Source organism: Paractinoplanes tereljensis (genome assembly GCF_016862435.1).
GTDB classification, from domain to species: Bacteria; Actinomycetota; Actinomycetes; order Mycobacteriales; family Micromonosporaceae; genus Actinoplanes; species Actinoplanes tereljensis.
This window is the reverse complement of sequence record NZ_BOMY01000002.1, coordinates 104564-117515: the sequence shown is the minus strand read 5'-3', so window position 1 is coordinate 117515 and position 12952 is coordinate 104564. Positions and strand designations below refer to the sequence as shown.

The following is a 12952-nucleotide window of genomic DNA, read 5'->3' as shown; positions in this document are numbered from 1 at the left end:
TTGCCTATCCGCGCTATGCGGTGATGATCCGCACGCGCCGTCGCTATCAGCATTCAATAAGCTTTGCGGCATGAGCAGCATCGTCGACGTGGTCGTCCTGGTGGCCATCTCGGTTATCGGTGCGGCCCTGGCCCGCCGTCTCGGGTTCGTGGCGCCCCTGGTCCTGCTCGTGGCCGGGCTCGGCCTGTCCTACGTGCCGGGCTTCCCGGAGGCGGAACTCGAGCCGGAGCTGGTGCTGATCGGCATCCTGCCCCCGCTGCTGTACGTTGCCGCGCTGCAGACCTCGGTGCCCGCGTTCCGCCGGGCGATCCGCCCGATCCTGCTGCTCGCGGTCGGGTTGGTGCTGGTCACCGCGTTCGTCGTGGGCGCCGTCGTGCACATGCTGGTGCCGGACATCCCGTTCGCGGCGTGTGTGGCGCTGGGCGCGATCGTGGCTCCGCCGGACGCGGTGTCGGCCACCGCGATCGCCCGCAGCATCGGCCTGCCCCGCCGGGTGGTGACCATCCTCGAGGGCGAGAGCCTGCTCAACGACGCGACCGCGCTGGTGCTGGTGCGCATCTCGGTGGCCGCGCTCAGCGCCGGGGTGGTCGGGTTCTGGCCGATCGCGGGCGAGGTGGCGCTGAAGGCCGGCGGCGGCGTGCTGATCGGGCTGCTCGGCGCGTTCGTGGCGGCCAAGCTGCACCGCAAGATCGTCGACCCGCTGCTGGACGACGCGGTGTCGCTGCTCACCCCGTTCGTGGTGGTGATCGTGGCCGAGGAGCTGCACAGCTCCAGCGTCGTGGCCGTGGTGATCGCCGGCCTCTACCTCGGGCACCGCATTCCGTACCTTTTGTCGCCCACCTCGCGGCTGCAGATGGACGCGGTCTGGAAGCTTGTCACGTTCCTGCTCGAAGGCGTGGTGTTCCTGCTGGTGGGGCTGCAGCTGCGGCACATCGGGGAGAGCATCGAGACCGACGTGGGCACCACCGTGACGGTCACCGTCGCGGTGTTCGCCACGCTGGTGGTGCTGCGGTTCGTGTGGATGTACCCGGCCACCTATCTGGTGCGGCTGGTGCCCCGCATCCGGCAGCGCGAGGAACGGCCACCGATCAGCGTGCCGACCGTGCTGGCCTGGGCCGGCATGCGCGGCGTGGTGACCCTCGCGGCCGCGCAGACCCTGCCGCCGGAGGGCGGCAAGGTGCCCGAATATCACCGCGACCTGTTCATCTTCGTGGCGTTCGCGGTGATCGTGCTGACCCTGCTGATCCAGGGCACCACGCTGCCCTGGATCGCGGTGAAGCTCGGCGTGCGGCAGGACACCAGCACCGAGGACGCCCTGGCCGAGGCGGGCGTGCAGCATCAGGCCGGGCGGGCCGCGCTGGCCGCGCTCGAGGAGAACGCCGGCGACGCGCCCAGCGAGGTGGTCGACCGGCTACGGTCACTTGTCGGCAGCCGGGGCAACAACGCCTGGGAACGGCTCGGCAATCAGCAGGCGGAGACCCCCTCCGCGGCGTACGGTCGGCTGCGGCGCGAGATGATCAGTGCGGAACGGCATGTTTTCAAGATCGCGCGGAACGAGGGGCGCATCCCCGAAGAGGTGCTCACCCGCGCCCAGCGCGAGCTCGACCTGGAAGAATCCCAGCTGCAACGGAGTGACGATTGAGCTGCCAGCACCTGGCGGAAGCCGGCGAACCGGAACCGCAGTCGGCCTACGAGGACGGGTGCCCCCAGTGCGTGGCCGCGGGCTTCACCGGTTGGGTGCACCTGCGTACGTGTCTGAACTGCGGCGTGGTGGCCTGCTGCGACTCGTCACCGCGCCGGCACATGTCCGCGCACCACGCCGAGAGCGGCCACCCGGTGATGCGGTCCTACGAGCCGGGCGAGAAGTGGCGCTGGTGTTTCGAGGACGAACTCCTAGGCTGAGTCCTTGTGCGGACACTCTTTGTAGGGGCCGGTGCCACCGGCGGATATTTCGGCGGGCGGCTCGCCTCGGCCGGTAAGGACGTCACGTTCCTGGTGCGGCCGGGCCGGCAGACCGTGCTCCAGCAGCGCGGCCTGCGGATCAAGAGCCCGGACGGCGAGACCGTGGTGCACCCGCGCACGGTCACCGCGGACACCGTGGACGGCGCGTACGACCTGATCGTGCTGGCCGTGAAGAGCTACGCCCTGGAGCAGGCGCTGCTCGACATGGCACCGGCGGTCGGCCCGGACACCGTGATCGTGCCGCTGCTCAACGGCATGCGGCACGTCGACGAGCTGGAGGGCGCGTTCGGGCCGGAACGGGCCTGGGGTGGCGTCTGCATGATCCAGGCGACGCTCGACGACGACGGCGACGTGGTGCAGATGACCGGGCTGCACCGGATCGGTTACGGGCCGCTCGACGGCTCCGAGGACCCGCGGCTGCCCGAGGTCACCAGCGCGCTGTCCGGGCCGGAGTTCGACTCGAACCCGTCGCTGTCCATCGTCCAGGACATGTGGGAGAAGTGGGTCTTCCTGGCGTCGCTGGGCGCCGCCACCACGCTGATGCGGGGCACGGTCGGCGAGATCAACGCGGCGCCGGGCGGCAGCGACTTCGGGGCCCGGGTCGCCGCGGAGGCGATGGCGATCGCCGCCGCGGCTGGTCATCCGCCCCGGGCCGGTGCGGTGTCGCTGCTGCAGAGCAACATCTCCAGCACCGCGCCGCTGACCTCGTCGATGTACCGGGACCTGATCCAGGGCGCTCCGGTCGAGGCCGACGCGATCCTCGGCGATTTCGTGGCCGAGGCCGCCAAGCACGACGTCCCGGTCCCGATGCTCAGCGCGGCGTACACCGCGCTGAGCATCTATGCGACGAACCGGTCCTAGCGTCCTAGCACTTCTTCCAGGCCAGGTGGTAGATCGTGCTGAGGCTGGTGTCGGTGGAGTCCATCGCGATCATGTTGAGGGTCTGGCCGTTCGACGAGCCGGTGCCGACCCGCAGTTCGGTGTTGATGTTCAGGTAACGCTTCTCGCCGCACGGCGCCCACGAGTACGACTCGAGCCCGACCAGGTCGGTGGCCTGCCAGTCGCCGTCGGCCGGGCCACCGAAGTTGTGCCGGGCCCGGACCGTCTGCGAGTAACCCTGGAAGTAGTAGTTCGCCTGCTCGTACGCCCAGGCGCCGGGGGCCAGTCGCATGAAGCCGCGGAAGTCGGTCTTGGCGATCGCGTACGTGTAGCCGGACGGCACCCGCACGTTGAGCGCGAGCTGACAGTTGCGCCGGAACTCGTCCGGCGCCGCGCCCTTGCCGGCCTGGGCCGCGTACTCGCTGTAGAGCACGGTGAACGCGGTGTTGTCCTGCGCGGGCAGCACGGTGGCGGTGCCCGGGGCGCAGCCGCTGCCGTTGACGCCCACCACGGCGATGGTCATCTTGTCGTTCGGCGGCGGGGAGGCCTTGGCCGGCGAGGTCACCGGCGACGCCAGCGACGACAGAAAAAGGACTCCGGCAGTCAGTGCCTGAAACATTTTCTTTTCCTCCTGCGAATAGCCGAAAAAGACTTACATAATGGAATCGGCAAGCCGCAAGTAACGTACTTTTCGCAGGTGAAAGCCGTTGTTGGAAAATGGATATACTGGCTATTCGAAAGATTTATGAGGCCGACCGTTCGGTCATTGTTCGGATAACTGGTCAGTATTTTGTGAATGACGCCGCGGGGCGGGCGGCGGATGCTACGGCTCGGCCGATCGGCCCACCCCGAGCGAGCGGATCTGCGGGCAACCGGACAGTCGTGCGGAAGTTGTCAGCCCCATCGGTGAGAATGACCGCTGACGCGGGCGCACAGGATTAGACCGGCGGGGCGGCGGGCACACACCGCTCGCCACGGTGCGGCCGTAGTGCACCGACGGTCGAGGGGTGGGAGCACGAAATGCAAGTTTGGCCTGGTCACCGGTACCCGCTTGGGGCAACCTACGACGGGACGGGCACGAACTTCGCGATCTTCTCCGAGGGAGCCGAGGCGGTCGAGCTGTGTCTGTTCGACCCGTCCGGAAACGAGCGCAAGGTTCAGCTGCACGAGCAGGACGCCTTCGTCTGGCACGCCTACCTGCCCGGCGTCGAACCGGGACAGCGCTACGGCTACCGGGTCTACGGGCCGTACGAACCGGGCCGGGGCCTGCGGTACAACCCGCACAAGCTGCTCCTGGACCCGTACGCGCGAGCGGTCGACGCCGACATCAACTGGCACCCGTCGCTGTACGCGTACGAGCTCGGCAACCCGGACCAGATGTCGGATCTCGACTCGGCGCCGTACATGGCCAAGGGCGTGGTCGTCAACCCGTACTTCGATTGGGGGAACGACCGCCGCCCGGACATCCCTTACCACCACTCGGTGATCTACGAGACGCACGTCAAGGGCCTTACCGAGCGGCACCCCGAGGTGCCCAAGGACATGCGCGGCAGTTATTCGGCGCTCGGCCACCCGGCGATCATCGAGCACCTCAAGGGCCTCGGCGTGACCGCGGTGGAGCTGATGCCGGTGCACCAGTTCGTGCACGACAACCGGCTGCACGACCTGGGCCTGCGCAACTACTGGGGTTACAACACGCTCGGCTTCTTCGCGCCGTACCAGGGTTACTCGTCGACCGGCACGCTGGGCCAGCAGACCCAGGAGTTCCGCGGCATGGTCAAGGCCCTGCACAAGGCGGGCATGGAAGTCATCCTCGACGTGGTCTACAACCACACCGCCGAGGGCAACCACCTGGGTCCGACGCTGTCGCTGAAGGGCATCGACAACCGCACCTATTACCGCCTGGTGGACGATCAACCCCATTTCTACATGGACTACACCGGTACGGGTAACAGCCTCAACGTGCGCAGTCCGCAGAGCCTCCAGCTGATCATGGATTCGCTGCGTTACTGGGTCACCGAGATGCACGTCGACGGCTTCCGGTTCGACCTGGCCTCGACCCTGGCCCGGGAGTTCTACGACGTCGACCGGCTGTCCACGTTCTTCGAGGTGGTGCAGCAGGACCCGGTGGTCGGCCAGGTCAAGCTGATCGCCGAGCCGTGGGACGTCGGCCCCGGCGGCTACCAGGTCGGCAACTTCCCGCCGAACTGGACCGAGTGGAACGGCAAATATCGCGACACGGTCCGCGACTTCTGGCGGGGCGAGCCGGCCACGCTGGCCGAGTTCGCCTCCCGGATCACCGGCTCGGCCGACCTCTACCAGGACGACGGCCGCAAACCCTTCCACTCGATCAACTTCGTCACCGCGCACGACGGCTTCACGCTCAACGACCTGGTGGCGTACAACGACAAGCACAACGACGCCAACGGGGAAGAAAACCGGGACGGCGAGAGCCACAACCGGTCCTGGAACTGCGGCATCGAGGGCCCGACCACCGACGAGAAGGTGCTCGCCCTGCGCGGCAAGCAGCGGCGCAACTTCCTGGCCACGCTGATGCTGTCCCAGGGCGTGCCGATGATCTCGCACGGCGACGAGCTCGGCCGCACCCAGCAGGGCAACAACAACGCGTACTGCCAGGACAACGAGCTGGCCTGGATCGACTGGGGCGCCGCCGACGAGCAGCTGCTCGAGTTCACCCGCAAGCTCACCGCGTTCCGGCACCGGCACCAGGTGTTCCAGCGGCGCCGGTTCTTCACCGGCCTGCCGGTCACCGCCCGCGGCGGCGGCGACCCGCTGCCCGACCTCGAGTGGTTCACCCCGGACGGCCGGCAGATGGCCGGCGACGACTGGGGCAACGACTTCGGCCGGGCGGTGGCGCTGTTCGTCAACGGCGAGGGCATCCGCGAGCGCGGTCAGTACGGCCAGCGCCACGTCGACTCGTCGTTCCTGCTGTTCTTCAACGCGCACGACGCACCGCTCGAGTTCGCCACGCCTCCGACTGAGTACGGGGAGAAGTGGGAAAAGGTCATCGAAACGGCCGAGCCATCCCCGGACAGCCCGTCGGTCGTGGAGGCCGGCAGCAAGATCTGGGTGGCCGACCGATCCCTCATCGTGCTGGACAGGACGGTCTGATGTCCCCATCCGGAACCTATCGAGTCCAGGTCCGACCCGATTTTCCGTTGTCCGCCGCCGCCGAACTCGCTGACTACCTGGCCGATCTAGGGGTGTCGCACCTCTACACGGCGCCGATCCTGACCGCGACTCCTGGTTCCCAGCACGGCTACGACGTCGTCGATCACCGCGCGGTGAATCCCGAGCTCGGTGGCGCTGCCGCTTTGACCGATTTGTCGGCCGCATTGAAAGCAGCCGGCCTCGGCCTCGTGGTCGACATCGTCCCCAACCACGCCGGGGTGGCGGTTCCGCCGCTCAACCCGACGTGGTGGGACGTGCTGAAGCACGGGCAGAAATCGGAATTCTCCGATTTCTACGACATCGATTGGTCGCGCGGCCGCCTGCTCCTTCCGGTCCTGGGGAGTACGCCGGAGGAGCTCGACCAGCTGCGCATCGAGGACGGGGAGCTGCGCTACTACGACAAGCGCTTCCCGATCGCGGACGGCACCGGCGACGGCACGCCCCGCGAGGTCCACGACCGGCAGCACTACGAGCTGGCCGACTGGACCCGCGGCGACCGCGAGCTCAACTACCGCCGCTTCTTCACCATCACCGACCTGGCCGGCCTGCGGGTCGAGGACCCGGCCGTGTTCGCCGCCACGCACGCCGAGATCCTCCGCTGGATCGCCGAGGGCATTGCCGACGGCATCCGGGTCGACCACCCGGACGGCCTGCGCGACCCCGGCGGCTACTTCGACCGGCTCCGCGACGCCGCCCCCGGCGCCTGGATCGTGGTCGAGAAGATCCTCGAGCCGGGTGAGGAGCTGCCGCCCTGGCCGGTCGCCGGCACCACCGGCTACGACACGCTCGCCGAGGTCTGCGGGGTCTTCGTCGACCCGTCCACCGAGGCGTTCTTCGACACCCTCCAGCACCACCTCACCGGCGGTGAGACCTCCTGGCAGGACCAGGTGCACGAGGCGAAACTCGCGATCGCCACCACGCACCTGGCGGCCGAGCTCGGCCGGCTCGCCCGCCTCGTACCGGAGATCGAAGCCGCCCCGAAGGCCCTGGCCGAACTGGCCGCCTGTTTCCCGGTCTACCGCTCCTACCTGCCGTTCGGTTCCCGGCACCTGGCCAAGGCGCGGGCCGAGGCCGGCCGCCGCCGGCCGCAGCTGATCGGGGTGCTCGACCAGCTCACCGCCCGGCTGCGCAACCCCGCCGACGAGCTGGCCGTGCGGTTCCAGCAGTACACCGGCGCGCTGATGGCCAAGGGTGTCGAGGACGCGTCGTTCTACCGCTGGACCCGCTTCACCGCCCGCAACGAGGTCGGCAACGACCCGGCCAAGTTCGGGGTCAGCCCCGACGAGTTCCACGACGTCACCGAGCAGCGCCGCCGCGACTGGCCGGACGCGATGACCAGCCTCTCGACCCACGACACCAAGCGCAGCGAGGACGTCCGGGCGCGGCTCGCGGTGCTCGCCGAGGTGCCCGGGGACTGGACCGAGGTGGTCCGCCGGTGGGTCCGGATCGCTCCGCTCCCGGAACCGGCGCTGGCCCATCTGATCTGGCAGGCCGCGGTGGGTGCCTGGCCGATCTCCCGGGAGAGGCTCCAGGCGTACGCCGTGAAGAGCGCCCGGGAGGCGGCGACCGCGACCAGCTGGCACCAGCCCGACGAGCGTTTCGAGTCGCGGCTGCGCGAGATGGTCGACCAGATCTACGACGACCCCGCGCTGAACCGGGAGATCACCGACTTCGCCGCGTCGATCACCCGGCCCGGCTGGTCCAACTCGCTCGGGCAGAAGGTCGTGCAGCTCACCATGCCCGGCGTCCCCGACGTCTACCAGGGCAGCGAGCTGTGGGACCTCTCGCTTGTCGACCCGGACAACCGCCGGCCGGTCGACTTCGCGGCCCGCCGCGAGCTGCTGGCCCGCCTCGACGACGGCTGGCTCCCCGAGGTCGACGAGAGCGGCGCGGCCAAGTTGCTGGTCACCAGCCGCGCCCTGCGGTTGCGCCGGCAGCGTCCGGAACTGTTCACCGGTTACCGCCCGGTCTGGGCCGAGGGGCGCTGCGGCGAGCACGCCCTCGCCTTCGACCGCGGCGGCGTGGTGACGGTGGCCACCCGGCTGCCCGTGGGTTTGTCACGCCATGGCGGCTGGGGCGACACTTCGCTGTCACTCGACGGCCACAGCTGGACGGAAGTCTTCACCAACACGAGCTATGGCGGGAACCGTTTGTCGGTGGCCGAACTGCTGCGCACCTATCCCGTCGCACTCCTGGTGAAAGAACAATGACGCTCTTCGAAGTCTGGGTCCCCGAGAAGACGGTCAAGTTGCGGGTGGCGGGGGAGGACCGCGAAATGGAACGCGGCGACGACGGCTGGTGGCGCCTCGACGTGCCGGCGGCCGGCCCCGGCAGCGACTACGCGTACGTTTTGCCGGACGTCCAGGCGCCGCTGCCCGATCCGCGCTCGCCGTGGCAGCCGGACGGCGTGCACGGCCCCAGCCGGGTCTACGACCAGTCCGCCTTCACCTGGACCGACCAGACCTGGACGGGCCGCCAGCTGCCCGGCGCGGTGCTCTACGAGTTGCACGTCGGCACGTTCACCCCGGCGGGCACCTTCGACGCGGCCGTCGAGCGGCTCGACTACCTCGTCGACCTCGGCGTCGACCTGGTCGAACTGCTGCCGGTCAACGCCTTCAACGGTGAGTACAACTGGGGCTACGACGGCGTCTGCTGGTACGCCCCGCACGCGGCCTACGGCGGCCCCGACGGCTTGAAGCGCCTGGTCGACGCCTGTCACGCGCGCGGCCTGGGCGTGGTGCTGGACGTGGTCTACAACCACTTCGGGCCCAGCGGCGCGTACGCCCCGATGTTCGCCCCCTACCTGGCCGCGCACGGCACCAACCCGTGGGGCGACTCGGTCAACCTGGACGGCCCGCGCTCCGACGAGGTGCGCCGCTACATCGCCGACAACGTGCTGATGTGGCTGCGTGACTACCACGTCGACGCGCTGCGACTGGACGCCGTGCACGCACTCACCGACCACTCCGCGACCAACCTGCTCGAGCAGCTCGCGGTCGAGGTGGAGACGCTGTCGGCGCAGCTGGGCCGGCCGCTCTCGCTGATCGCCGAGTCCGACCTCAACGACCCCCGGCTGATCACACCGCGCGAGGCCGGCGGCTTCGGCCTGCAGGCCCAGTGGGACGACGACGTGCACCACGCCCTGCACACCCTGCTCACCGGGGAGCGGCAGGGCTACTACGGCGACTTCGGCTCGCTGGACTGCCTGCAGAGCGTCCTGGAAGGCGCGTTCTTCCACGCCGGCACCTGGTCCAGCTTCCGGCAACGGCACCACGGCCGGCCGGTCAACCGGCTGTCCACGCCGGGCCACCGGTTCGTGGCGTTCCTGCAAAACCATGATCAGATCGGCAACCGGGCGGTCGGCGACCGGCTCTCCGCGCTGCTCTCGCCCGGCCTGCTCAAGGTCGGCGCGACCCTGCTGCTGACCGGGCCGTTCACCCCGATGCTGTTCATGGGCGAGGAGTGGGCCGCCAGCAGTCCGTGGCAGTTCTTCACCAGCCACCCCGAGCCGGAGTTGGCCGACGCGGTCCGCACCGGCCGGCGGCGTGAGTTCGCCTCGCACGGCTGGGCCGAGGCCGAGGTGCCCGACCCGCAGGACCCGGCGACCTTCCAGCGGTCCAAACTCGACTGGGAGGAGCCGGCCAAGCCGGGCCACGCCGAGATCCTCGATCTCTACAAGCGGCTCATCGCGCTGCGGCGCACCCAGCCCGGCCTGTCCGACCCGTGGCTGTCCAAGGTCGAGGTCTGGCACGGCGACCAGCATGTCGTGATCAGACGCGGCAACTGCCTGGTCGCCGCCAACCTGGCGCCGGTGCCGCAGACCGTCAGCCTGCGCTCGGTGCCGAGCAAGGTACTCCTTGCCACCGAGCCCGGGGTAGTGCTGCAACGCGATCGGGTGGAGCTGCCGCCCGAGAGTGCGGTGGTGGTAACCACGCGGTAGTGCCGGTACGGCACCATGGGCCAATGACCGAGCGCTTCGCGTGGCCGTTGAAGCGGCGCATGCCGGGACCGGACGGCACCGCGGAAGACATCGCCGTGCAGGACATCGCCGAGCGGGAGGCGGCCGACCGCCGGTTGCCCCCGCCCGACCCGGAACCGCTCGCCGACCCGCGGCCGCGTTTCAACCTGGCCGCGTTCCGGCTGGCCGCGCTCGGCCTCGCGCTCGTTCTGACGCTCGGCCTGGCCATGGTGAAGGTGTTCGTGGGCGGGCCGCCGTCGGTGGCCCAGCTGCGTGCGCAGTCCGGCGTGGACACCTGGGCGGTGCTCACCGTCGGGGTCAAGGACGACCAGCCCGGGGTCGCGTACTACGACAAGGGCAAGAAGATCTGGAGCGGCTTCGACGTCGACGTCGCCTACATGATCGCCGAGGACCTCGGGTTCCGGCGCTCGGAGGTCAAGTTCTACGGCATCCAGAGCGAGGACCGGGCCCGCATGCAGGCCTACGACACCGACGGGAAGCGGGTGCCGGTCAAGCTGGTGATCGCCAGCTACAGCATCACCCCGAGGCGGGAGGACATGGCCGGGGTGACCTTCTCCGCGCCGTACCTCTACACCGAGCAGTCGGTGCTCACGCTCAAGGGCCACTCCGCCGTCTCCCGGTTCGAGGACCTGAAGGGCAAGCAGGCGTGCTCGCTGTCCGCCTCGACCAGCCTCACCGCGCCCGAGCAGGCCGGCGTGATCGTCCGCAGCAAGAACGTGGTCAGCGAGTGCGTGACCGATCTGCGCGACCACAAGGTCGAGGCGGTCACCACGGACGCGGCGATCCTGGCCGGTTACAAGGACCGCTACCCGGACGAGTTCGATCACTGGGACCTCGGCCTCGACGTCACCGAGGCCTGGGGCGTGAACGTGGGTGAGAACCCGGCCCTGAAGAAGCTGGTCGACCTCACGCTCTACCGCTCGCTGAAGGACCCCAAGGACGACCGCTGGGAGAAGGCGTTCCAGGCCAACCTCCAGACCGAGGTCGAGCAGAACGGGCGTACGCCCATCGCGGTTGATCTTCAGCCCAATGTCGACAAGCCGGATATTCGGGACCTTCCGTGGGATGGCGTGTTCCCGTGACGGACATCTACGTCAAGGGCGGGCCGATCCCGCCCCGGCGCCGCCGGGCGCAGCTCAACTGGCTGCTCACCGTGCTGCCGGCGTTCCCGCTGGTGCTGCTCGTGCTCCGGTTGTGGTATTTGAGCCGTCAGGACCTGCCGACGATGCTGCTGCTGGTGCAGTACATCAGCCCGCTCGGCATGATCAGCGCGCTGTTCATCACGCTGATCTGGACCGTGCCGGCCGCCATCCTGGTGCTGCGCGCCCTCGGCGGCATCCTGCTGGTCAGCGAGCCGGACAACGCCGGCCGCTCGCTGCTGGCCGTCACCGCGCTGCGGATGCCCGACTGGGTGGTCATGCTCGCCACCATGATGGCCGCCTTCACCTGGCAGCTGCGCCTGCTGCCGACCCTCGGCATGCTTATCGTCTCGATCCTCGGCGTCACCGCGTCCCTGCGCTTCCGCACCGAGCGCTGGGTCATGCTGTGGATCACCGTGGGCGTTCCGGTCCTCACCGGCGCGCTGGTGCTGATCTTCGTGTGGCCGGGCATCGTCACCGCGCTGCGCGCCGGCGAGACCACCACCGCGCTGATGCTCGGCGTGCCGCCGCTGCTCGGGCCGCTGCTCACCGGCCCGGTGCCGCGCTGGTCGGCCCGGCTGGTCACGCACTGGCCGGCCGTCGCCGCCGCCCTGGTCGCCCCGCTCGCCATCGGCGTCATCTTCCTGCGGGCCCCGGTGCTGCCCAACAGCGCCATCGAGGTCGGCCCGGCCGACGGTGCCAGCCACGTGGTCCGGGGGCAGCTGATCTCGGTCGACGACACCTCGACCACCATGCTGCAGGGCGACGGTGCCGTCCTTTTCATCCCGAACGACCAGGTACGGTCGAAAACGTTGTGTCCCGAGCCGGTACGACCGCCGGACAGCGTCGTCGCGGTCCGCGGCTGGCGGGTCGAGGAGTCCGCCCTGTCGTGGATAGCGCCTACCCACCGTGACAACGCGGTCGACCCGCGATGCCTGGGCCGGCCCCTTAATCCCAGCTGACGCGCCTTTTGAACCGGGTTCGCCGCGCTTTTCGGCGACGCGCCGCCGCCCACGTGCAGACAGGGTGGCGGTGATCTGGGAAGCTACCCGCCATGACCTTGCACCTGAGGTGGGCAGCGATCACCGATCAAGGACATGTCCGCAGCAACAACGAGGACAGTCACTACGCCGGTGACAACCTGCTCGTCGTCGCCGACGGGATGGGCGGTATGGCCGCCGGTGATCTCGCCAGCCGCGTTGCCATCGAGGCGATGAGCGTGCTCGACGTGCCCATCGACAACGAGCACCAGATGGACGCGTTGCACAAGGCGCTCGAGGCGGCGAACGGCCGGATCGCCGAGCAAGTCGTGGCCGACCCCGAGCTGCAGGGCATGGGCACCACGCTCACCGCGGTCATCTTCTCCGGCACCCGCGCCGCCATGGCGCACGTCGGTGACTCCCGGGCCTACCTGGTGCGCGACGGCCGGCTCAACCAGCTCACCAAGGACGACACGTACGTCCAGATGCTTGTCGACCAGGGCCTGATCCGCCCGGACGAGGCGGCCGGGCACCCGCGCCGCTCGGTCGTCACCCGGGTCCTGCAGGGCGAACCGGTCAGCCCCGCCTACGTGATCGTCGAGCCGGAGGCCGGCGACCGCTGGCTGCTGTGCAGCGACGGCCTCACCGCGGTGGTCAGCAACGAGACCATCGAGCAGGAGATGCTCGCCGCCTCCGACGCGAAGTCCTGCGCCGAACGGCTCGTCGACCTCGCCCTGCGCGGCGGCGGCCCGGACAACATCACGGTGATTGTCGCCGATCTGACACCGGTGGACTGAGGCAGTCGTCACCCGGGTTTAGCT

General features: G+C 69.3%; 10 protein-coding genes. 9 read left to right on the top strand and 1 reads right to left on the bottom strand.

Annotated elements, in window-relative coordinates; genetic code table 11:
- Positions 1–70: 70 nt before the first annotated feature.
- The 3 genes from Ate02nite_RS01850 to Ate02nite_RS01840 are packed head-to-tail and all read left to right on the top strand — an operon-like array spanning position 71 to position 2823.
- Entirely contained in the window at positions 71–1642 is a 1572-nt protein-coding gene (locus Ate02nite_RS01850) for a Na+/H+ antiporter (RefSeq protein ID WP_203797912.1), read from the top strand.
- Complete coding sequence (locus Ate02nite_RS01845) at positions 1639–1902, top strand: UBP-type zinc finger domain-containing protein (protein ID WP_203797910.1); 264 nt, start codon at positions 1639–1641, stop codon at positions 1900–1902. The genes Ate02nite_RS01850 and Ate02nite_RS01845 overlap by 4 nt, the downstream gene beginning before the upstream one ends.
- Before the next feature lie 6 nt (positions 1903–1908).
- On the top strand, positions 1909–2823 hold the full coding sequence (locus tag Ate02nite_RS01840; protein WP_203797908.1) for a ketopantoate reductase family protein: 915 nt from the start codon (positions 1909–1911) through the stop codon (positions 2821–2823).
- Between the two features lie 4 nt (positions 2824–2827).
- Here Ate02nite_RS01840 and Ate02nite_RS01835 read toward each other — a convergent pair whose 3' ends face one another.
- Complete coding sequence (locus Ate02nite_RS01835; RefSeq protein WP_203797905.1) at positions 2828–3460, bottom strand: DUF4360 domain-containing protein; 633 nt, start codon at positions 3458–3460, stop codon at positions 2828–2830.
- 401 nt (positions 3461–3861) lie between these two features.
- Here Ate02nite_RS01835 and glgX point away from each other — a divergent pair, with 401 nt between their 5' ends.
- The 6 genes from glgX (at position 3862) to Ate02nite_RS01805 (ending at position 12928) form a co-directional block, all read left to right on the top strand.
- Positions 3862–5973 carry a glycogen debranching protein GlgX gene (gene glgX, locus Ate02nite_RS01830; protein ID WP_203797903.1) on the top strand — a complete coding sequence of 704 codons (2112 nt, stop codon included), beginning with the start codon at positions 3862–3864 and terminating at the stop codon, positions 5971–5973.
- A complete protein-coding gene (treY, locus tag Ate02nite_RS01825) occupies positions 5973–8243 on the top strand; it encodes a malto-oligosyltrehalose synthase (protein ID WP_203797901.1) in 2271 nt (756 codons plus the stop codon). Before glgX ends, treY begins: the two co-directional genes overlap by 1 nt.
- A complete protein-coding gene (treZ, locus tag Ate02nite_RS01820) occupies positions 8240–9973 on the top strand; it encodes a malto-oligosyltrehalose trehalohydrolase (RefSeq protein ID WP_203797899.1) in 1734 nt (577 codons plus the stop codon). Before treY ends, treZ begins: the two co-directional genes overlap by 4 nt.
- 23 nt (positions 9974–9996) lie before the next feature.
- Positions 9997–11094 (top strand): transporter substrate-binding domain-containing protein, encoded by a 1098-nt coding sequence (locus Ate02nite_RS01815; RefSeq protein WP_203797897.1) that lies wholly within the window; start codon positions 9997–9999, stop codon positions 11092–11094.
- Positions 11091–12113 carry a hypothetical protein gene (locus Ate02nite_RS01810; RefSeq protein ID WP_203797895.1) on the top strand — a complete coding sequence of 341 codons (1023 nt, stop codon included), beginning with the start codon at positions 11091–11093 and terminating at the stop codon, positions 12111–12113. Before Ate02nite_RS01815 ends, Ate02nite_RS01810 begins: the two co-directional genes overlap by 4 nt.
- Positions 12114–12205: 92 nt before the next feature.
- A complete protein-coding gene (locus Ate02nite_RS01805; protein WP_203797893.1) occupies positions 12206–12928 on the top strand; it encodes a PP2C family protein-serine/threonine phosphatase in 723 nt (240 codons plus the stop codon).
- Positions 12929–12952 lie beyond the last annotated feature (24 nt).

Bases quoted from the DNA above. Each gene is read 5' to 3' on its own strand.
- glgX (WP_203797903.1), top strand. From the start codon at position 3,862: ATGCAAGTTTGGCCTGGTCACCGGTACCCGCTTGGGGCAACCTACGAC.
- Ate02nite_RS01815 (WP_203797897.1), top strand. From the start codon at position 9,997: ATGACCGAGCGCTTCGCGTGGCCGTTGAAGCGGCGCATGCCGGGACCG.
- treZ (WP_203797899.1), top strand. From the start codon at position 8,240: ATGACGCTCTTCGAAGTCTGGGTCCCCGAGAAGACGGTCAAGTTGCGG.
- treY (WP_203797901.1), top strand. From the start codon at position 5,973: ATGTCCCCATCCGGAACCTATCGAGTCCAGGTCCGACCCGATTTTCCG.
- Ate02nite_RS01805 (WP_203797893.1), top strand. From the start codon at position 12,206: ATGACCTTGCACCTGAGGTGGGCAGCGATCACCGATCAAGGACATGTC.
- Ate02nite_RS01835 (WP_203797905.1), bottom strand. From the start codon at position 3,460: ATGTTTCAGGCACTGACTGCCGGAGTCCTTTTTCTGTCGTCGCTGGCG.
- Ate02nite_RS01850 (WP_203797912.1), top strand. From the start codon at position 71: ATGAGCAGCATCGTCGACGTGGTCGTCCTGGTGGCCATCTCGGTTATC.